Origin of the sequence: Streptomyces inhibens, assembly GCF_022221585.1 — a bacterium.
Taxonomy (GTDB): domain Bacteria; phylum Actinomycetota; class Actinomycetes; order Streptomycetales; family Streptomycetaceae; genus Streptomyces; species Streptomyces inhibens.
The window spans coordinates 4,138,996-4,159,713 of sequence record NZ_CP084681.1 but is presented as its reverse complement, the minus strand read 5'-3'; the positions used below and the strand labels follow the sequence as shown (position 1 = coordinate 4,159,713).

Here is a 20,718-nt window from a genome sequence, read left to right as displayed (position 1 = left end):
GACCTGCGGGATGGGCCGGGCGCCATGACCATGCGTATATGGGCCGTCCGATATCCCCGTTGCCGCAGTCGACGACGACGCTGTACCGGGCGGGGCGGTCGCGGTGGTGGCACCGGCGTGCGCCCTGCCGATGGCGCGGACCGGGCCCGTCCCGGCGCCGCGGGGCCTGGGGCACTGCGCTCCTGGTGCTGCTGGTGCTGGTCGTCCTGGTGGCGGCGGGCGGGGCCGGGCTGTACCTCTGGGCGGGGCAGCAGCTGCGGCATGTGTCAGCGCTGGGCGACTACGCCGGGCGGCCGGCCGCGGGCAGGGGCACGAATTGGCTGCTGGTCGGCTCGGACAGCCGCGGCGAGCTGACCCCGCGGCAGCGCAGGGATCTGCATGTCGGCAACAACCAGGTGCAGAACACCGACACGATCATGGTGCTGCACTCCGGCGGGCGCGCCCCCACGCTGGTCAGCCTGCCGCGCGACAGCTATGTCCCGGTGCCGGGGTACGGCAGCCGGAAGATCAACGAGGCGTATGCGGACGGCGGTCCGCAGCTGCTCACCCGAACGGTGGAACAGGCGACGGGGTTGCGGATCGACCGCTACGCCGAGGTCAGCTTCCTGGGGCTCGTACAGGTCGTGGACGCGCTGGACGGGGTGCGGCTGTGTCTGGACGAGCCGTTGAAGGACGAGAAGTCGGGCGCGGACTTCGCGGCCGGCTGCCGGCGGATGAACGGTACGCAGGCACTGGCGTACGTACGGGCCCGCTATGCCGACCCGGAGGGTGACCTCGGACGGGTGAAGCGGCAGCGGCAGCTGATCGGCGCGGTGGCGGACGAGATGCTCGGCGCCGATGTGCTGCTCGATCCCGTCCGGACGCAGCGCGTACTGGATGTCGCGCTGTCGGCGGTGGCGGTGGATGAGAGGGCGGGAATCGGGCAGTTGGCGAAGATGGGCTGGTCGATGAGGGAGATCGCCAAGGGGGGCGGGACGGCGACCACGGTGCCGGTGCGGCTGCCCGGAGTGATGGTCAGCGGCGCCGGTTCGGTGCTGCTGTGGGACGAGAACGGGGCGAGCCGGTTGTTCCGGGCCCTGCGCAACGATGATCCAATTCCGACTTCTGACGATAAATAACGCATCCTGTGTGGGTGGGTTGGGGCGGAGTGTCGCGATGGTGCGGCTTCGAGCCGGTCCGCAGGGAAGTGCGGGTAACTGCACAGTGCTGGACGGAGCCACGCGGAATGCCGCGGGAAGAGGGGCTTGAGGGATGAGTGCATCGGTTTCGCCTCACGGGTTCGAGACCGTACGAGGGCGCGGCTACCGGCCACAGGACGTGGATCGCCGCGTCGAGGGGCTCTCGATCGACCGTGACTCCTGCTGGGAGCGCGCCGCCCGGCTCACCGTCCTGTGCAACGAGATGGAGTCCGAACTCGTGGCACTGCGCGCCTATGTGGCGCAGCAGCCGCCGGAGACGTTCGAGTCCCTCGGCGCCGAGGCACGGCTGATCCTGACCACGTCGGAGTCCGAGGCGGAGCGGCTGCGGGCCGAGGCGCAGAAGGCGGCCGAGGAGGTCCGCAGTGAGGCCGTCGCGTACGCGGACCGGGTCCGTGACGCGGCGGACGAGGTGGCCTGTGCGCAGCGCACCGAGGCGGACGCGTGGGCGCGGCGCACGGAGGAGACGGCACGGGACGAGGCCGCCTCCCTGGTGACCGAGGCGGCCAAGGAGGCCGAGGAGCTGCGGGGCGAGGCGGCCGACGAGCTGGCCAGGACGGTTCGGCACAGCGCGCAGCTGCTCCGCGACCAGGAGAAGCAGCAGGCCGAGGAGGGGGATGCGGCCGCGCGGGAACTCGTCCGGCTGGAAGCGGAGATGGACCGGCTCGTCGCCGAGCTGGACGCCCGCGGGGAGGCCACGGTCGCCGAGCGTCGGCGGCTCGACGCGGAGGCCGCGGAGGCCGCCCGGCACCGCCAGGAGGATGCCGAGGACCGTGCCGCCGGGCTTTTGGCCCAGGCCGCGGTCGAGGTGGAGCGCATCGAGCGCGCCACCGACCGGGCGCTGCGCGAACACCAGGAGGAGCGCGAGGAGGTCCGCGCCCATATGACGCATGTCCGCAACACCCTGGCCGCGCTCACCGGGAAGGACCCGATGGCGGAGGCGGACGACGGCGGTGACCCCGACGGCGGACAGGCGGTCGACCCCGACGAGGAAGACACCCTGGAGACCCAACTGCCCCGCCGGGACGGCGTCGCGCGCGGCTGACCGTACGGCCCGCGCCTGCCCGTCTACGTCCCGCCCGGTTGCTCGCCCTCGCCCGTACGGGTCTGACCGCTCTCTCCCGTACGGGCGTCGGCGTGCACCGGGAAGCGCCGCGGCGCCAGCAGCAGAAGGGCGGTCAGGGCGAGCGCGGCGGCCGTGGCGGCACCGATGTAGACATGGTCGACGGTGATGGCGACGGCGCGGCGGAGGTAGTCGGCGGCCTGGGCGGTGAGCGTGCCGGCGTGTTCCAGGGCGCGCGAGGCCGCGTCGAGGTCGTCGGGCAGGCCGGGGCGGATGGCCGAAGGGGCGTGCGCGAGGCGGTCGTTGAGGGTGGCGTTGGCGATGGCGCCGAAGAGCGCGGCGCCGAAGGACTGGCCGACCTGGCGGCAGAAAAGTATCGAGGCGGTGGCGGTGCCGCGCTCCGCGTAGCAGACCGAGGACTGCACGCCGATGATCAGCGGGAGCTGGAAGAGGCCGATGGCGGCGCCCAGCGCCAGCATGATCAGGGCGGGCTGCCAGGCGGCGCCGGGGTAGGGCAGCAGGGGGAAGGCGAGCAGGATCAGACAGGCGGTGCCGATGCCGAGCATCGAGCAGTTGCGGATGCCGATGCGGCGGTAGACGTGGCTGCTGAGGGCGGCCGAGAGGGGCCAGCTCAGGGTCATGGCCGAGAGTACGAAGCCGGCCGCGGTGGGGCCCAGGCCCAGCACCGACTGGGCGTAGGTGGGCAGGAAGACGGTCGGGGCGACGATCAGCAGGCCCAGGGCGCCCAGGGCGAGGTTGACCGCGCAGATGGTGCGGCGGCGCCAGACCCAGCCCGGGATGATCGGTTCCGCGGCGCGGCGTTCGATCAGGACGGTGCCCGCCGCGCACACCGCGCTCCCGGCGAACAGCAGCAGCGACGGCGCGGAGAGTCAGGCCCAGGCGACGCCGCCCTGCACGAGGGCGGTCAGCAGCAGCCCGCCGCAGGCGAAGACCGCGAGCGCCCCGGGCCAGTCGACCCGGGGCCGGCGGGCCGGGGCGCCGGACTGCCGCGCCGGACGGCCCCGCCCGCCCCGTTCGTCCTCGACGAAATGCCGCACGATCAGCCACAGTGCCACCGCGCCCACCGGCACATTGACCAGGAAGATCCACCGCCAGCCGGCAAAGCTGGCGAGCAGTCCGCCCAGCGCGGGCCCGGCGACCGAGGAGGCGGCCCAGACGCTGGAGAGCTTCGCCTGGATCTTGGGGCGTTCCTTCATCGGGTAGAGGTCGGCGGCGATGGTCTGGACGGTGCCCTGGAGGGCGCCGCCGCCCAGGCCCTGCAGTACGCGGAAGGCGATCAGGGAGGCCATGTCCCAGGCGCCCGCGCAGGCCAGCGAGCCGACGAGGAACAGCACGATGCCGGTGACCAGGACGGGCTTGCGGCCGAAGGTGTCGGAGAGCTTGCCGTAGACGGGCAGGGTGACGGTGACGGCCAGCAGATAGCCGGAGAAGAGCCAGGAGAAGACCGCGAAGCCGCCGAGGTCGCCGACGATCTGCGGGACGGCGGTGGCGATGATGGTGGAGTCCAGCGCGGCCAGCGCCATACCGAGCATGAGGGCCGCGATGACCGGTCCGCGCCGTCGGGGGCGGGCCGGATCGGCCCCGGGAGCCGCCCCCGACGGGTCCGGGCCGCCGGTCCCCCGGTCCGTAGGGCTGTCGCTGTCCCTCGTCGTGCGGCCCACGGGTTCCCCCTCCGCAGTTGGGTGTAGTGGACACCGTTCCGGCCCACACCTTGGCACGTCGGGTCAGGATGCGGAACGGCGCTTCTCGGAGTCCGGGACGGCACCCCGGCCGGGCCCTCGCCGCCCGGGCCCCGCGGAGCCGCGACCGCTTCGGCGACAGGTTGTCGGCGGTCGGGCGTATCGTGGGCAACCCCCGCCCGTACGACGTTGCGGGCTGTTCGCGTTGTTCGCCTCGCTTGCTGGGACGGAACCTTTTCATGAGCCTGACTGGTCTGCTCGACGCCGTCGTACGGGACCCGGCGCTCGCCGAAGCGGTACAGGCCGCGGCCGACGGACACCGGCCGCATGTGGACGTGGTGGGGCCGCCGGCCGCCCGCCCGTTCGTGGTCGCCGCACTGGCCCGCGACGCCAAGCGCCCGGTGCTGGCCGTGACCGCCACCGGCCGGGAGGCCGAGGACCTGGCCGCCGCGCTGCGTACGCTGATGCCGGCCGGCGAGGAGAACTCCGTCGTGGAGTTCCCGTCCTGGGAGACGCTGCCGCACGAGCGGCTCTCACCGCGCTCGGACACCGTCGGCCGGCGCCTCGCGGTGCTCCGCCGGCTGACCCATCCGCGGACGGACGACCCGAGCGCCGGCCCGGTCTCCGTCGTCGTCGCACCGATCCGTTCCGTGCTCCAGCCGCAGGTCAAGGGGCTGGGCGAGCTGGAGCCGGTCAGTCTGCGTACGGGGCAGAGCGCCGATCTCGAAGAGATCGTCGACGGTCTGGCGGCGGCCGCCTACGCACGCGTCGAACTCGTCGAGAAGCGCGGTGAGTTCGCGGTCCGTGGCGGCATCCTGGACGTCTTCCCGCCGACCGAGGAGCACCCGCTGCGGGTGGAGTTCTGGGGCGACGACGTCGAGGAGATCCGCTACTTCAAGGTCGCCGACCAGCGGTCCCTGGAGGTCGCCGAGCACGGCCTGTGGGCGCCGCCGTGCCGTGAGCTGCTGCTGACCGACCAGGTGCGCGAGCGGGCCGCGGCGCTCGCCGAGCAGCACCCGGAGCTGGGCGAACTGCTCGGCAAGATCGCCGAGGGCATCGCCGTGGAGGGCATGGAGTCCCTGGCTCCCGTCCTGGTCGACGACATGGAGCTGCTGCTGGACGTGCTGCCCAAGGGCTCCATGGCCGTGGTGTGCGACCCGGAGCGGGTGCGTACCCGGGCCGCCGACCTGGTGGCCACCAGCCAGGAGTTCCTCCAGGCCTCCTGGGCGGCCAGCGCCGGCGGCGGGGCGGCGCCGATCGATGTGGGCGCGGCCTCCCTGTGGGGCATCGCGGACGTCCGCGAGCGGGCCCGTGAGCTGGGGATGCTGTGGTGGTCGGTCAGCCAGTTCACCTCCGGTGACCTCGCGGACGGCGCCGCCGGCCAGGAGCCGGCCGGGGACGATGCCGTGGACGGCGACACCCTCAAGCTGGGGATGCACGCCCCCGACAGCTACCGCGGTGACACCCAGCGGGCGCTGGCCGACACCAAGCAGTGGCTCGCGGACGGCTGGCGCACGGTCTATGTCACCGAGGCGCACGGCCCGGCGGCCCGCACGGTCGAGGTCCTCGGCGGCGAGGGCGTCCCCGCGCGCCTGGACGGCGACCTGGCCGCGATCTCCCCGTCCCTGGTCCATGTCGCCTGCGGCTCCATCGACAACGGCTTCATCGACCCGTCGCTCAGGCTCGCCGTCCTGACCGAGACCGACCTCTCGGGCCAGAAGGCGGCCGGCAAGGACGCGGCCCGGATGCCGGCCCGCCGCCGCAAGACCATCGACCCGCTCACCCTCCAGGCCGGCGACTTCATCGTCCACGAGCAGCACGGTGTGGGCCGCTACATCGAGATGGTGCAGCGCACGGTCCAGGGCGCCACCCGCGAGTACCTCCTCGTCGAGTACGCGCCGGCCAAGCGCGGCCAGCCCGGCGACCGCCTCTACATCCCCACCGACCAGCTCGAACAGGTCACCAAGTACGTGGGCGGCGAGGCCCCGACCCTGCACCGGCTCGGCGGCGCCGACTGGACCAAGACCAAGGCGCGCGCGAAGAAGGCCGTCAAGGAGATCGCCGCCGACCTGATCAAGCTGTACTCCGCCCGGATGGCGGCGCCCGGCCACACCTTCGGCCCGGACACCCCCTGGCAGCGCGAGCTGGAGGACGCCTTCCCGTACGCGGAGACGCCCGACCAGCTCACCACCATCGCCGAGGTCAAGGAGGACATGGAGAAGTCGGTCCCCATGGACCGCCTCATCTGTGGTGACGTCGGCTACGGCAAGACCGAGATCGCGGTCCGCGCCGCCTTCAAGGCTGTCCAGGACGGCAAGCAGGTCGCCGTCCTGGTCCCCACCACCCTCCTCGTCCAGCAGCACCACGGCACGTTCACCGAGCGGTACGGCCAGTTCCCGGTCAACGTCAAGGCGCTCTCCCGCTTCCAGACCGACACCGAGGCCAAGGCCGTCCTCGAAGGGCTGCGGGAGGGCTCCGTCGACCTCGTCATCGGCACCCACCGCCTCTTCTCCGCCGAGACCAAGTTCAAGGACCTGGGCCTGGTCATCGTCGACGAGGAGCAGCGGTTCGGCGTCGAGCACAAGGAGCAGTTGAAGAAGCTCCGCGCCAATGTCGACGTGCTCACGATGTCCGCCACCCCCATCCCGCGGACCCTGGAGATGGCGGTGACCGGCATCCGCGAGATGTCCACGATCACCACCCCGCCCGAGGAGCGGCACCCCGTCCTCACCTTCGTCGGCCCCTACGAGCAGAAGCAGATCGGCGCGGCCATCCGCCGTGAACTCCTGCGCGAGGGCCAGGTCTTCTACATCCACAACCGTGTCGAATCGATCGACCGCGCCGCCGCCCGGCTCCGCGAGATCGTGCCCGAGGCCCGCATCCAGACCGCCCACGGTCAGATGGGCGAGTCGGCGCTCGAACAGGTTGTCGTCGACTTCTGGGAGAAGAAGTTCGACGTGCTGGTCTCCACCACGATCGTCGAGTCCGGCATCGACATCTCCAACGCCAACACCCTGATCGTCGAGCGCGGCGACAACTTCGGCCTCTCCCAGCTCCACCAGCTGCGCGGCCGGGTGGGCCGTGGCCGCGAGCGCGGCTACGCCTACTTCCTCTACCCGCCGGAGAAGCCGCTCACCGAGACCGCCCATGAGCGGCTGGCGACCATCGCCCAGCACACCGAGATGGGCGCGGGCATGTATGTCGCCATGAAGGACCTGGAGATCCGCGGCGCGGGCAACCTCCTGGGCGGCGAGCAGTCCGGCCATATCGCCGGTGTCGGCTTCGACCTCTACGTACGGATGGTGGGCGAGGCGGTCGCCGACTACCGCGCCTCCCTCGAAGGCGGCGTGGAGGAGGAGCCCCCGCTGGAGGTCAAGATCGAACTCCCGGTGGACGCGCATGTCCCGCACGACTACGCGCCGGGCGAGCGGCTGCGCCTCCAGGCGTACCGCGCCATCGCCTCCGCCAACTCGGAGGAGGACATCGCCGCGGTCCGCGAGGAGCTCACCGACCGCTACGGCAAGCTCCCCGAGCCCGTCGAGAACCTCCTGCTGGTCGCGGGCCTGCGGATGCTGGCCCGCGCCTGTGGCGTCTCGGACATCACCCTGCAGGGCAGCAACATCCGCTTCGGCCCCGTGGAACTGCGCGAGTCCCAGGAGCTGCGCCTCAAGCGCCTGTATCCGCGTACGGTCCTCAAGCCGGCCACCCGCCAGATCCTGGTGCCCCGTCCGACGACGGGCAAGATCGGCGGCAAGCCGCTGGTCGGGCGTGAGCTGTTGGGTTGGGTGGGGGAGTTCCTGACTACCGTTTTGGGCTCGTAGCCCCGCTTTCCACGTTGTCGGGTGACCCGCCGTGGGTCGTCTGTGATTCCCCGCCTTCGGCGGGAGCGGGTGGGGTTGTTGGGTCGCGGGCGCCTGGTGGGTGGCGGGTGCCGGGTGTGGTCCTGCGGGGCCTGTTGTGTGGACTGCTTCGCTTTACGTCCACACAACAGGCCCCTCCGGCCCGCCCCCTCCCGTCTGGTGGGGCGGCTCCCGGCCCGGTGGGGGATGTGTCAAAGACCAGAAGCCCGGCCACGTCGTGGTGCGCCAGGCTTCTGGTCTTTCCTTCCCCTCCCACGGGTGGGGTCCCGTTCGCGTGCGGGAGGGGGCGGGGCCGGAGGGGTGGTGTTGTGGACGTAAAGCGAAGCAGTCCACAACACCACCCCTCCGGCCCCGGACCCGGCACCCACCCCACACCGGGGCCCCACCCCACAAACCCCCACCCCGCCGGAGGCGAGCGGGACTCAGCGGGCGGACGTCCGGTGGAGTACGAGGATGTCCGCGGCACCGCCGAGCACGACGTACGTGGACTTCGGGTGCCGCGCACTCGCCTCGGCGAGCGTCTGCGCCGGGGTGCGGCGCTCGCGTAGCTGGACGGCGATGTAGTCGGGTGATAGCCCGCCCGTGTCGCCGGTCCAGAAGACCCGGGTGCGGCCGGTGAGGCGGCTCAGCGGCCGGATGTCGGACTCCACGCTCGCGCCGTCGGGTATCCGGTCGAGCAGCCGCTCGGCGGCGGTGACGGTGGCGGGTTTGCGGTAGGTGTCGGCCTCGGTGAGGCGGGCCAGGGGGAGTGCGGTGGTCAGCGCGAGGGCGGCGGCCAGCACGGCGGCCGGTAGATGGTGGGCGTACGAGCGCAGCCAGGGGCGGGCGGAGACCCGGGCCGGCGGCAGGGCGTCGACCAGGGCGAGGAAGACCACCGGCATCAGAACGGCGTTGTAGTGCCAGTCGATGCCCCAGTAGTGCGGCTCGTGGGAGAGGAACCGCCAGCCGAGGGTGGGCAGCGCGACCAGGAGGAGGGGGGAGCGCAGGGCGAGCAGGCCGGTGGTGGGCACCAGGACCCAGAGCGTGGTGCGCAGGGCGGTGTCGAGGGGGATGGTGGCGCCGCCGCCGTCCGCACCGAATTTGCTCCAGTAGTCGTACGAGCCGGAGCCGTTGAAGCCGGGGATGATCACGCCGAGGGTGACGGCGGTGGCGCTGAGACCGAACGCGACCAGACCGATGCTCAGGGGGCTGGCGCGGCGGGTGCGGATCAGGGCGAGCGCGCCGATGGCGGCCGCGGTGACCCCCAGGTCCTCCTTGACCAGCACCAGCGGCGCGGCCCAGCACACCGCTGCGGTCCAGCGTCCGCGCAGCACCGCCTCCAGTGCGAAGGCGATCAGCGGCAGCGCGAAGGCGATCTCGTGGAAGTCGAAGTCGACGGCCTTCTGTACGCCCCAGGACAGGCCGTACGCGGCGCCGAGGGCCAGGCCCGGGAGCCGGCCCAGGTAGCGGGCGGCGGCGCGGGCGACCGGTATCGCGGACAGTGCGAACAGCGCGGCCTGGGCGATCAGCAGGGTCAGGGGTGAGGGGAACAGCCGGTAGAAGGGCGCGAGCACGATCAGGACCGGGCTGAAGTGGTCGCCGAGGATGTTGGTGCCGGGGCCCTTGAGGTCGACGATCGGCGCCTGGAAATGGGCGTAGCCCCGTACGGCCTGTTCGAAGATGCCCAGGTCCCAGGAGGAGCTGCCCATCGAGCGGAAGCGGCAGATCGCCAGCAGGGCGTACGCGACGAACAGGAACGCGGCCGTCCAGTACGGGTCGAGGTGCGGGGCGCGCAGCGGGACCGTGCGGTCGCGCAGACGGCGGGCGGTGCGCCGCAGGGCACCGGGGTGGTCCGGCGGTGTGCCGGTGGTCGCGGGGCCGGCCGGGGCGGCGGCCCGGGGCGGTGGCACGGTGCCGCCGTCTTCCCCCGGACTCCGCCCGGCGGCACCGGCCGTTGCTGCGGCCGTGTCCATGCGGGTCCTCACTCTCAACTGCCGAAAAGATACTCGAAGCGGCGAGCCGGGCCGCCGCTCCGTATGCTCGCCGCCCGCGTAGCCTCAACGGCACGGGGGGTGCCCCCGGTGGCAGCCGGGGGAGCCGCCCCAACCCCGCCCCTACGCTCCCGGATTGGACGCCTGCCTTGATACGGACCGCGCTTCCCGTGACCGCCGCCACCGTGCTGGCCGCCTTGCTGATCCTGACCGGCTGTGCCCCGGACGACACTTGGGGCGGCAGTGGTTCAGACGCCGAGGAGAGTCCGTCCGTTCCCGCGGGGGAGGCGGCCCCGGGCAGCGCGCTGCGGGCCGTTGCCTCGCTGGATGTCAAGGGCCGGGCCCCGAAGACGGGTTACGCCCGGGACCGGTTCGGCTCGGCCTGGGCGGACACGGACGGCAACGGCTGCGGAACGCGGGACGACATCCTCAAGCGGGATCTGCGGGACACGGCGTTCCGCGGCGGCGACTGCGTCGTGGTGTCCGGAACGCTGCCGAAGGACCCGTACACGGGGGAGTCGGTGCGCTACCGGCGCGGTCGCAGCAAGGTCGATATCGACCATGTGGTGGCGCTGTCGGACGCCTGGCAGAAGGGCGCGGGGCAGTGGCCGGGGCGCAAGCGGGTGGCGCTGGCCAATGACCCGCTGAATCTGATCGCGGTCGATGCGTCGGCGAACCGTCGGAAGAGCGACGGGGACGCGGCGACCTGGCTGCCCGCGTACACGGCGTACCGCTGTACGTACGTCGCGCGCCAGGTGGCGGTGAAGAAGAAGTACCGGCTGTGGGTGACGCGGGCCGAGAAGGACGCGATGGTGCGGGTGCTGAACTCCTGCCCGGGCGAGCGGCTGCCGGGCGGTGGCAGCCCCACGGAGGCGCCGGCGCGGTTCTCGGCGAAGTAGCACCGCACACACGGCCGTCGGCCCGGGACCGCGAGGGAGCGGTTCCGGGCCGACAGCGTGGTCTGCGGACGTGGAGCGGATCAGAGGGTCAGCTTCCAGTTCGCGGGGTCGAGCAGGAAGTCCGGCGTGATCTTGATGGAGAGCTCCTTGGCGGACGGCGGCGCGTCGAAGACCATCTCCACGCTGTCGGACTCATTGGGGTCGAGCGTCTTCTCCCAGTCGTGGTGGAGGATGCCGTGCTTGTCGTCGGCGACCTCTTCGGCCTTCTTGCCGTCGGCCTCCGCCTCGGTCGACATGACCGGGTTGGTGGCTGCCTTGTCGCCGGTGTTCTTGAGCGTGACGGTGACCTTGTACGCCTTGTTGCCCTCGACGTGGCCGCTGATCATGGTGCTCGGGTCGACGGTGTACGGGGTCGGCTTCGAGACGGTCACCTGAAGGCCGTTGTTGTACTTCGCCGCTTCACCGGCGCCGAGGTCCTTGATGTTGCTGCTGCTGCCCGACTGCTTGTCGAACTCCTCGTTCACCTCGTCGACCGCCTTGTTGACCGCCAGCACGGTGACGATGATGCCGACGATCGCGAGGATGATCGCGAGGCCACCCAGGATCGTGCCGGTCACGGCCACGCCCTTGTTCGTGGCCTGGCCCTTCTTGACGCGGCTGAGGCCCACCAGGCCGAAGATCAGGGCGAGGATGCCCAGCGGTCCGGCCAGCCAGAACAGGATCATCGGGATGCCGCTGAGCGCGCCGATGATGCCGAGGATCAGGGCGGCGACGCCGAGCCCGTTGCGGGCCGCCTGGGGGGCGTGAGCGCCGGTGGGCCCCTGGGGGGCGGGCTGGTAGTGCATCTGCTGAGACATGCGAAGGGGCCCCTTCCGGGCACTCGGATCGAATTCCGCCGAAGCGATGGGTCAATAACAACAGAGCCTGTGAACCGAGTCAACATGAGCGAGTGAATTCGATGAGTTCACGCTGTGAAGGTGGTCGTTGACCGTGCATGGGTATGCTTGCGGACACAGCTGTCGGGGGTCACGGGATGGGAGTCAGCCAGGTGCCGGACAACGCATCGCCGGACAATGCGACGGACACCAAGACGGCGGATACCGGCGCGGGCGGCCGCCCGACCGAGGTGACCGCCGCCGGGATCGCCCGGCTCGCCGGCGTCGGCCGGGCCGCCGTCAGCAACTGGCGACGTCGGCACGCGGACTTCCCCAAGCCGGTCGGCGGCACCGAGACCAGCCCCGCCTTCGCCCTCGGCGATATCGAGCAGTGGCTGCGCGACCAGGGCAAACTCGCCGAGGTACCGCTGCGCGAGCGGGTCTGGCAGCAGCTCGTCGGGCACCCGGCGGGCGCCGCGGCCGCGCTGCGGCAGGCCGGCGCCGTGCTGCTGCTGGTCCGCGAACGGCCGGCGACCTGGCAGCAGTTGCGCGGCGCCGCCGACGACGCCGAACTGACCGGTGTACTGCCCGCGATGCTCGACGCCGTCCTCGCCTCCCGGCTCGGCCCGGAGCACCCCGTACGCGGACTGACCCGCGAGGCGCTCGCCCCGTCCGCCGCGCTGGTACGGGCCGCCGGCGACCTCGCGGCCGTGGAGGGCGCCCCCGAGGCGTACGCCTTTTTGCTCGGCCGCCACCTGGACGCCAACCCCCGGCAGTACACCCTGACCCCGCCCGGACCGGCCGCGCTGATGGCCGAACTGGCCGCCCTGGCAGGCCCGTTGGGCACCGTCCTCGACCCGGCCTGCGGCGCCGGCGGCCTGCTGAGCGCCGCACAGGAGCGGGCCGGCGAAGAGTCCGCAGCCGACGGCACCGACGGCGGCCCGGTCACCCTGCACGGCCAGGAGGCCGACCCCGACCTCGCCGCGCTCACCGCGCTCCGCCTCGCCCTGAACACCCCCGACGCCCAGGTCCGGGTACGCGCCGCCGACACCCTGCGCGCCGACGCCTTCCCGCAGCTCGCCGCCGACGCCGTCCTGGTCCACCCACCGTTCAACGAACGCAACTGGGGCCACGACGAACTGGCCTACGACCCCCGCTGGGAGTACGGCTTCCCGGCCCGTACGGAATCCGAACTGGCCTGGGTCCAGCACGCGCTGGCCCGACTCCGCGAAGGCGGCACCGCCGTCCTCCTGATGCCGCCCGCCGCCGCCTCCCGCCGCTCCGGCCGCCGGATCCGCGCCGACCTGCTGCGCCGCGGCGCGCTGCGCGCCGTCATCGCGCTGCCCGCCGGCGCCGCCCCGCCCAACGGCGTCCCGCTGCACCTGTGGGTGCTGCGCAAGCCCGGCGGCGGCCCGCCGCCCACCCCGCAGCTCCTTGTCGTCGACACCGCGGGCCCCGCCACTGGCCCAGCCACCGGTGCTGCCACCGGCGCGGCCACCGGCCGCGACAAGCCCGACTGGCAGACCGTCCGCGCCACCGCCGTCGACGCCTGGCAGGTCTTCGACCGCGACGGCGGCATCGAGGAAGTGCCCGGCGTCCGGCGGTCGCTGGCCGCCATCGACCTTCTCGACGACGATGTCGACCTCGCCCCGGCCCGGCACCTCCCGCCGCCCGCCGCGGCCGGCGGCCCCGCCGAACTCGCCCGGGTACGCGACCGGCTGACCGCCACCCTCGCCCGTACCACCGAACTCACCCCGCGGCCCGGGGCCGGCGACACCCTGCCGGACCTCGCCGCAACCTCCCGCTGGCCCATGACCACCGTCGGCGAACTCGCCCGCTCCGGCGCCCTGGTACTGCGCGCCGGCGGCGGCGGTACCCGAGAACTCGGGGCAGGGCCGGCGGTGCTCACCGACCATGACGTCATCGGCGGCGGCGCCCCCTCCGGCACCCTCCCCGAAGCACCCGCCTCCGGGCCCGCCGAGGAACCGGTCCTGGTCCTCGTGGGCGATGTCGTCGTCCCGGTCCTCGGCGGCGGTGCCATCGCCCGGGTCGTCGACGAGGCCACCGCCGGTGCCGCGCTCGGCCGCAACCTCACCCTGCTGCGGCCCGACCCGGCCGCCGTCGACCCCTGGTTCCTGGCCGGATTCCTGCGCGGCACCGCCAACAACCGGCAGGCCAGCAGCTACGCCTCCACCGCCACCCGGCTCGACGTCCGCCGCCTCCAGGTGCCCCGGCTGCCGCTCGCCGAGCAGCGCCGCTACGGGCAGCGGTTCGGCGATCTGGCCGCCTTCGAAGGGGCCCTGCGGCTGGCGTCCCGGCTCGGCGAGCAGCTGGTCCAGGGCCTGTACGACGGGCTGACGGACGGCTCGGTGACCCCGGACTGACCCGGCGGACGGGCAGGGAGGGGCGGCGGGGCGGCGCCGTCGGGGACCGGCAGATCGGGCCGTCCATTCCGTACAACCCCGCACACGCGGTCGGCGTCGTAGATACGCTCGCAGGCACGTGCGCGTACCCTGCGCACCCCGCGCCCGCGCGCGAGGCCGCCGTGGCAGCACGGCCCCACCGGCCATGACCCGATCCGTCAGGAGCAGTAATGCACGGCCCCGTCCCTGCCCTCCCGCCGCACCGTCCCCCGGCGCGGGCGACGGTCATCCTGCTGCGGGTGGTCTTCGTGGCCGCCGCGGTGCTCAGCCTCGGCCTGCTGGCCTGGGCCACGCTGCTGCGGGCCGCGATGGTGCGGCGCGGGCAGCTGGGCTGGTGGCTGTTCGGTGGTGACCTGGTGGTGCTCATCGGCAGCTTTCTGCTGGTCACCGGCTATCCCGAAACGGACTGGCGCACCGACGTCGGGGTCGCGCTGGTGCTGATACAGATCGCCGTGGCCGTGGCGTACTACCTGGTCGTCGATATCCGCGCGCAGCGGACGACCGGATACGGTGACCGCCACGTCCCGGCGGCCTATCCCGGCATGCCGCCCGCCGCCGCACCCGCCGCGCATCACTACGGCCCGCCGCGGCCGCCCGTGCCGGCCCCGCTGTACGCCCAGGAGACCCAGCCGTACGGGGCGCCCGGCGCAGCACCCGTCAACCCGTACGCCATGACCGAGACCCGGCTGCCGCAGCCCCCGGCCCATGGCGCACCGCCGCACCCCTCGCCGCCGCCCGCGGGCCCGTACGCCCCGCCGCCCCAGGACCGGCCCCAGCCGCAGCGCATCGACCGTGTACGGGCCGAGCTCGATGAGCTCAGCGACTACCTCCGCAGGGAGGAGGGGCGGTGAACGGGCGGGTCATCGCCGAGCGCTACGAACTCTCCGCGCTGCTCGGCCAGGGCGGAATGGGCCAGGTCTGGATCGGCTACGACCGCCGGCTGGACCGCCGGGTCGGCGTCAAGCTGCTGCGCCCCGACCGGGTGGCGGGCACCCCGGACGGCGAGGAGATGCGCCGCCGCTTCGTCCGCGAATGCCGGGTGACCGCGCAGGTCGACCACCCCGGCCTGGTCACCGTCCACGACGCCGGAAGCGATGACGAGGACCTCTACCTGGTCATGCAGTACGTCGAGGGCGCCGACCTCTCCGACCACCTCGCCGAGCACGACCCCTACCCCTGGCCCTGGGCGGTCTCCGTCGCCGCCCAGCTCTGCGCCGTACTGGCGTCCGTCCACGCGGTACCGATCGTCCACCGCGACCTCAAGCCCCGCAATGTCATGATCCGGCCGGACGGCTCCCTGGTCGTGCTCGACCTCGGCATCGCCTCCGCCCTGGACACCGACACCACCCGCCTCACCCACACAGGCTCGCCCATCGGCAGCCCCGCCTACATGGCGCCCGAGCAGGCGATGGGCGGCGCGGTCGGCCCGCACACCGACCTCTACGCGCTCGGGGTGCTGCTGCACGAACTCCTCAGCGGCGAGGTCCCGTTCGCCGGCTCGACGGCCCTGGGCGTACTCCACCGCCACCTCCACGAGGAGCCCGTCCCGGTACGCAAACTGCGCCCCGACGTCCCCGAGGCCCTCGAAGCCCTCGTCCTCCACCTGCTGCGCAAGGACCCCCAGGCCCGCCCCGCCGACGCCCAGGAGGTCTACCAGGCGCTGGCCCCGCTGCTGCCCGCCGCCACCACGGGGCCGCAGGCCGCACAGTCCCCGCCCACCCCGCTCGCCCCGATGGACCCCACCCGCCCCTTCCGGCAGCCGCAGGCCCCCTGGCCGGTGCGCTCCTCAGGGGCGCCGGCCCCGGCCCCGACGCCGACCGCGCTGTCCACGCCGCTCGTTCCGGAGCCTGCCCTCGGCCCGGGGGCCGCCCCCGCGGCCGGCGGGACCGGCCGCCCGGCCACCGACCCCCGCACCTCCGGGGTCCCCGCGGCCCGTACCTCCCGCCCCGGCGCCCGGGCCTCCTCCCCCGACCCCCGCACCTCGTCCGGATCGTCCACCGGCCCGGACGTCGCGGCCGCCGTCGACGAGGTCAAGAGCCTGCTCGACCAGGGTCGGATCACCCGCGCCGTGGACATCCTCGGCGGCATCCTGCCGGCCGCCGCCGAGCGGCACGGCGCACACTCCCCGGTCGTCCGCACCCTGCGCAAGCAGTACGCCGCCACCCTCATGGACGACGGCCAGTACCGCCGCGCACTGCCCGAACTCCGGCTGCTGGCCGAGGAGTTCGCCAAGGAATCCGGCGCGGGAGCGACCCGCCAGGCCCTCCAGTTCCACTACGAGGCCGCCCAGTGCCTCGAACAACTCGGCGAGGTCGCCCAGGCCCTGGAGGAGTACCGCGCCCTGCTCCCGTACTTCGAGCACTACGCCGACGACCCCGCCCGCCCCCTGGAAATCCGCCGCTCCATAGGCCACCTGCTCCTGGCCCAGGGCGAACGCGGCGCCGCCCAGGAAACCCTCTCCCGCCTCCTCTACGACGCCGAACGCCTCCACGGCCCCCACCACGCCTTCCCGGAAGAACTACGCCGCACGCTGTACTGGCTGGGGCAGATGCAGGCGTGAGGCGGGGGCGCCGCCCCGTCGACGGGCCCGAACCCGCCCCCACCCCGAAGGGGATCAGGCGTTCCTGCCGATGGTCGTGATGGTCCTCCGAATCCAGTCCGCGTAGGCGGGCACATTGCTGTAGAGACCCGGCCCGTCCGAGCAGGCCAGGTCCGGGGCGCCGGGACCCGAGGTGGTCCCGACGAGTTCCCACCGCCCGCCCCTGCCCCGCTGGATCTGCGGTCCGCCGGAGTCCCCGAAGCACGCCATGGCGTCCGGCACGCGGCTGACCGTGCACAGCCGGGTCCTGCCCGCGTAGCCGGGGGCACACTCGGCGTCGGCCCCCCTGCGGGCTTCGAGTTCCTGCAGCCGGTCCGCGAACACCGCGTCGGGGAGCTTGGTGATGTCGACGGCGGTGCCGAAACCCAGGAGCCGGGTCGGGGTGCCGGGCCGCCCGGGCCGCGGCGCGATACGGATGGGCTTCTCGGCGACCGGGCGGTCAAGGCGGACCAGCGCTACGTCGTCCTGGTTGGCGGCTTCCCCTTCGCCATTCACATAGCCCGGGTGGACCACCGTCCGCTCGATGGCCCGGACGGTGCCCCCGGACTGCCGCTGCTTGCTGCCGATACGGACGATGCCGTCCAGCTTGACCTGCTTCTCCGCCACGCAGTGGGCGGCCGTCAGCACCCACTGCGGATCGATCAGTGACGCCCCGCAGACACCGTCGTCCAGCACGCCCGGGACCGTCATCGGGATCGACGCCATGAACGGGTAACGCTCCGTGGAATCCGTCCCGTTGACGATCGCTCCGGCGCTGCCGGTCATCGTGGTGGCGCACGCCGCGGCGGCGAGAGCGACGACGGCGGTGGCACGCGCCGCATGACGGCGGACCAACTTCAAGCCGAACACACAGTGTCCCTTCCATCGGAGATCCGGACGTGTTCAGCCTGCGCGTTCAAGATTCACCGAGCCATCCGGACAACGGGCCCGTGCACAGTAGGGACAACCCCCGCCCCTCGGCCGGAACCACTCCGGCAGCCCGCACGGACCGGCAACCGCATCCCAGAAGTCGTGGGGCGTCCCGATCGGTCGACCGCGCAGGTCAACGGTCGACTTGCTGCTTCCTCGGAGCCGCGGCCTCCAGGTCGTCGATGCTGCCGGACATGATCGTGCGGATGTGCTCGGTGATGTGCTCGGCCGGCCAGTCCCACCAGGCGAGGGCCAGGAGGCGGGCGATGTCCTCATCGCTGTAGCGGCGGCGGATCAGTCCAGCCGGGTTGCCGCCGACGATGCCGTAGTCGGGGACGTCGTCCACGACGACGGAACCTGAGGCGATGACCGCTCCGTGGCCGATACGGACGCCGGGCATCACCATGGCCCGGTAGCCGAACCAGACATCGTTGCCGACCACGGTGTCGCCTCTTCCGGGCAGTCCGGTGATCAGGTCGAAATGCTCGGCCCACGAACCTCCCATGATGGGGAAGGGAAAGGTCGAGGGGCCGGTCCATCCGGTGGTTGGCGCCGTTCATGATGAACCGCACGCCTTCGCCCAGGGCACAGAACTTGCCGATGACCAGCTTCTCCGGCCCGTAGTGATACAGCACATTGCGCGTCTCGAATGCCGTCGGATCGTCCGGGTCGTCGTAATAGGAGTACTCCCCGACGTCGATCAGCGGCGAAGTGACCAGCGGTTTCAGCAGCACCAGGCGCGGCTGCTCGGGCATGGGGTGAACCGCGGTCGGATCAGCGGGAACAGGCGGCATGGTGAATCGGTCTCCTCACAGATGGCGGGTGCTGGGTTTCCTGCGATTCAGGGTGTGGGCGTCAGGGGTGGTACCGGGCCGGGCAACGGGTCGGTGCCGGGCGCCAGGGCCGGCCGTCGGGAAGGTCCTGGCGAGCGCCGAGGAAGTAGTCGATGCCCTCGCGGAAGGCGGTGATCCCGAGGATTTCCCGCAGCGGTTCCCAGATGTCCGGAGGGACGGGGTATTCGCCGGCGAGCATCCATGCGTCGGCGCCGAGGGGGAAGAGGTGCCTGACCCGGATGAATTGCTCCCGGGGCAGCGAGGCGGACACCTCGATCCGGTCGTCAGCGCCGAAGCCGGTGAGCTCCCAGGCGAGATGGTGCCCGTCGGCGAAGGGATGGTCCTTGATCACCGGACCAGCCTAGGTCGGCCGAGGGTGCGGTCTCCTGCGGTTTTCGGCTCAAGGGCTTGTGTCAAAGGGGCTTGCGGCAAAAGGACTTGTGCCGGAGCGGGGTCGTTGCGGAACGGATGGCGCCCTCGGCCGGGTGCCGGCCCCGTCCGCGTGGGGAGAAACCGTCCTCGGCGCAGATCGTTGGCCGAAGCAGTGGCCTGGGCCACGCCGACTCCATAGCATCGACAGCTCAAGGTCGAGACTCCGTCGCACGATCTGCCGGGAGGCCAAGTGTTCCGCCGTAGGACAGCGCTCTCCGTATCCGCCACCGCCGCTCTGCTGGCCGCGACCCCGCTGCTCGCCGCCTGTAGTGGCGACGCCCACCCCGGTGCCGCGGCCATCGTGGACGGGAAGCGGATCACCGTCTCGCAGTTGCAGGCGAAGGTGAAGGACGTACGTGCGGCGCAGGCCAAGTCCCCGCAGGGCGGCCAGCTGATCATGAACACCGGCCGGCTGAGCCTGGCCACCCTCAACGGCATGATCTTCGACGAGGTGCTGGCGCGCGGCGCGAAGGACGCCGGGGTGACGGTCACCCGCGGCGACATCCAGAAGTGGCGGGCCCGGGCGGAGAAGCAGGCCGGCGGCGCCGAGCGGCTGAAGGCGATGTGGCTCCAGCAGGGCGTGGCCCCCGACGAGGTCGACGCCATGGTCCGCAACCAGCTGCTGCTCGACGGCCTCGCCAAGCACCTCGGCGCCGACCGCGGTAAGCCGCAGGGCCAGCAGAAGCTCGCCGAGGCGCTGGCCAAGACCTCCCGGTCCATGGGCATCGACGTCAATCCGCGCTTCGGCAAGTGGGACGACCAGCAGGTCATCCTCGGTGAGACCAAGGACCCGTGGATCACCACGGAGCATGTGAGGCAGCAGGCCTGAGCGGACGCCGTACGGCGGGAGGCCGTGCCCGGGTCCGTGGGCCGACCGGCGCCGGGTGTTGTCAGTGCGGTGCGTTACGTTCGATGCGTGAACCCTGACGCCTCTGCTGCCGACGCCGGCGCCGCCGCCCGCCCCGAGGGCACCGGCACCGGACGCCTGGTCCTGCTCACCACCAGCCATCGGGTCGCCCCGGGACTGCTGTCCTGGCCCGCGTGGCAGACCCTGCGCACGGCCCAGCGGGTGCTGTGCGCCGACCCGGACCATCCGCAGCTGCCGTATCTGCGGGAGGCCGGCATCGAGGTGGAGACCGCCGCCCCCTCCGCCCGCGAGCTGGTCGACTACTGCGTGCCCGAGGCCCGTACGGCCGTCGTCCTGACCTCCGCGGAGGGCGAGAGCGCGCTGACCGACGGCCTGGCCCGGCTGGCCGGCTCCGGCCGCGAGACCATGCCCGACCTGGAGCTGCTGCCCGGCTCCTACGACCTGCCCGGCGCCCGGCTGCTCGACCTCGTCCAGGTCATGGACCAGATCCGCGCCGAATGCCCCTGGAGCAGCATCCGTACGCACCGCGACCTCGCCAAGTACGGCATCGAGGAGGCGTACGAGCTCGTCGAGGCCATCGAGGAAGGCGACCGCGAGGCACTGCGCGAGGAGCTGGGCGATGTGCTCCTCCAGGTCGTCTTCCACGCCCGGATCGCCCAGGACGACCCCGATGAGCCGTTCTCCCTCGACGATGTCGCGGGCGGAATCGTCGAGAAGCTGATCCACCGCCATCCCCATGTCTTCGGCGAGGAGGACGCGGCGACCCCGGAGGACGTCAAGGCGCACTGGATGCGGACGAAGGCCGTGGAGAAGCAGCGGGAGTCGGTGACCGAGGGCATTCCGCTGGCCCAGCCCGGGCTGGCGCTGGCGGCGAAGCTGGCGTCGCGGGTGCGGTCGGCCGGCCTCGATGTCGCGCTGCCGATGGGCCAGGGGGTCGGGTACGAGCTGCTGGCGATGGCCGTACGGGCCGAGGAGGAGGGCGTCGACCCGGAGGCGGCGCTGCGGGCGGCGGCGCGGGCCTATCGGGATGCGGTGGTGGCTGCCGAGGGCGGTGCGGTGTAAGTAGCCTGGGGAAGGGCTTGTAGAGGGGG

General features: G+C 72.6%; 13 protein-coding genes and 2 pseudogenes. 9 read left to right on the top strand and 6 right to left on the bottom strand.

From position 1 onward, the window contains the following. The first annotated feature begins 182 nt into the window (after window positions 1-182). Both KI385_RS18885 and KI385_RS18880 read left to right on the top strand, forming a co-directional pair. Window positions 183-1,118 (top strand): LCP family protein, encoded by a 936-nt coding sequence (locus KI385_RS18885; protein WP_425357080.1) that lies wholly within the window; start codon window positions 183-185, stop codon window positions 1,116-1,118. A 133-nt stretch (window positions 1,119-1,251) separates the two neighbouring features. Next, on the top strand, window positions 1,252-2,241 hold the full coding sequence (locus KI385_RS18880) for a cellulose-binding protein (protein WP_238573340.1): 990 nt from the start codon (window positions 1,252-1,254) through the stop codon (window positions 2,239-2,241). A 23-nt stretch (window positions 2,242-2,264) separates the two neighbouring features. On the opposite strand, the pseudogene KI385_RS18875 reads toward KI385_RS18880, so the two are convergent. Continuing rightward, window positions 2,265-3,941, bottom strand: a pseudogene (locus tag KI385_RS18875) (MFS transporter). A 257-nt stretch (window positions 3,942-4,198) separates the two neighbouring features. On the opposite strand from KI385_RS18875, the gene mfd reads away from it, so the two are divergent. Next, window positions 4,199-7,780, top strand: a complete 3,582-nt coding sequence (gene mfd / locus KI385_RS18870; protein ID WP_238573339.1) for a transcription-repair coupling factor — start codon at window positions 4,199-4,201, stop codon at window positions 7,778-7,780. A gap of 461 nt (window positions 7,781-8,241) precedes the next feature. Here the strand turns inward: mfd and KI385_RS18865 are convergent, their stop codons facing one another. Then, window positions 8,242-9,771: a DUF2079 domain-containing protein gene (locus KI385_RS18865; RefSeq protein WP_238573338.1), complete on the bottom strand. Its 1,530-nt coding sequence runs from the start codon at window positions 9,769-9,771 to the stop codon at window positions 8,242-8,244. A 188-nt stretch (window positions 9,772-9,959) separates the two neighbouring features. On the opposite strand from KI385_RS18865, the gene KI385_RS18860 reads away from it, so the two are divergent. Further along, a complete protein-coding gene (locus KI385_RS18860) occupies window positions 9,960-10,688 on the top strand; it encodes an HNH endonuclease family protein (RefSeq protein ID WP_238573337.1) in 729 nt (242 codons plus the stop codon). An 80-nt stretch (window positions 10,689-10,768) separates the two neighbouring features. Here the strand turns inward: KI385_RS18860 and KI385_RS18855 are convergent, their stop codons facing one another. Continuing rightward, a complete protein-coding gene (locus tag KI385_RS18855) occupies window positions 10,769-11,545 on the bottom strand; it encodes a DUF4190 domain-containing protein (protein ID WP_238573336.1) in 777 nt (258 codons plus the stop codon). Between the two features lie 191 nt (window positions 11,546-11,736). On the opposite strand from KI385_RS18855, the gene KI385_RS18850 reads away from it, so the two are divergent. The 3 genes from KI385_RS18850 to KI385_RS18840 all read left to right on the top strand — a co-directional run bounded on the left by KI385_RS18850 (window position 11,737) and on the right by KI385_RS18840 (window position 16,546). After that, window positions 11,737-13,947, top strand: a complete 2,211-nt coding sequence (locus tag KI385_RS18850) for an N-6 DNA methylase (RefSeq protein WP_425356930.1) — start codon at window positions 11,737-11,739, stop codon at window positions 13,945-13,947. A gap of 209 nt (window positions 13,948-14,156) precedes the next feature. Further along, window positions 14,157-14,837, top strand: coding sequence for a hypothetical protein (locus KI385_RS18845; protein WP_238573335.1), 681 nt, complete (start codon window positions 14,157-14,159; stop codon window positions 14,835-14,837). Then, window positions 14,834-16,546 (top strand): serine/threonine-protein kinase, encoded by a 1,713-nt coding sequence (locus KI385_RS18840; protein WP_281066876.1) that lies wholly within the window; start codon window positions 14,834-14,836, stop codon window positions 16,544-16,546. The genes KI385_RS18845 and KI385_RS18840 overlap by 4 nt, the downstream gene beginning before the upstream one ends. 54 nt (window positions 16,547-16,600) lie before the next feature. Here the strand turns inward: KI385_RS18840 and KI385_RS18835 are convergent, their stop codons facing one another. From KI385_RS18835 to KI385_RS18825, 3 genes and pseudogenes are all read right to left on the bottom strand, one after another. Then, window positions 16,601-17,434 carry a S1 family peptidase gene (locus KI385_RS18835; protein ID WP_238573334.1) on the bottom strand — a complete coding sequence of 278 codons (834 nt, stop codon included), beginning with the start codon at window positions 17,432-17,434 and terminating at the stop codon, window positions 16,601-16,603. A gap of 193 nt (window positions 17,435-17,627) precedes the next feature. Next, window positions 17,628-18,288 (bottom strand): annotated as a pseudogene (locus tag KI385_RS18830) (CatB-related O-acetyltransferase). 61 nt (window positions 18,289-18,349) lie between these two features. Further along, the gene (locus tag KI385_RS18825) at window positions 18,350-18,679 is read right to left on the bottom strand and encodes a hypothetical protein (RefSeq protein WP_238573333.1); all 330 of its coding nucleotides are present in this window, start codon (window positions 18,677-18,679) and stop codon (window positions 18,350-18,352) included. Between the two features lie 270 nt (window positions 18,680-18,949). Here KI385_RS18825 and KI385_RS18820 point away from each other — a divergent pair, with 270 nt between their 5' ends. Both KI385_RS18820 and KI385_RS18815 read left to right on the top strand, forming a co-directional pair. Then, a complete protein-coding gene (locus tag KI385_RS18820) occupies window positions 18,950-19,588 on the top strand; it encodes a SurA N-terminal domain-containing protein (RefSeq protein ID WP_238573332.1) in 639 nt (212 codons plus the stop codon). A gap of 87 nt (window positions 19,589-19,675) precedes the next feature. Beyond that, window positions 19,676-20,689 carry a nucleoside triphosphate pyrophosphohydrolase gene (locus KI385_RS18815; protein ID WP_238573331.1) on the top strand — a complete coding sequence of 338 codons (1,014 nt, stop codon included), beginning with the start codon at window positions 19,676-19,678 and terminating at the stop codon, window positions 20,687-20,689. The last annotated feature ends 29 nt before the right edge of the window (window positions 20,690-20,718 follow it).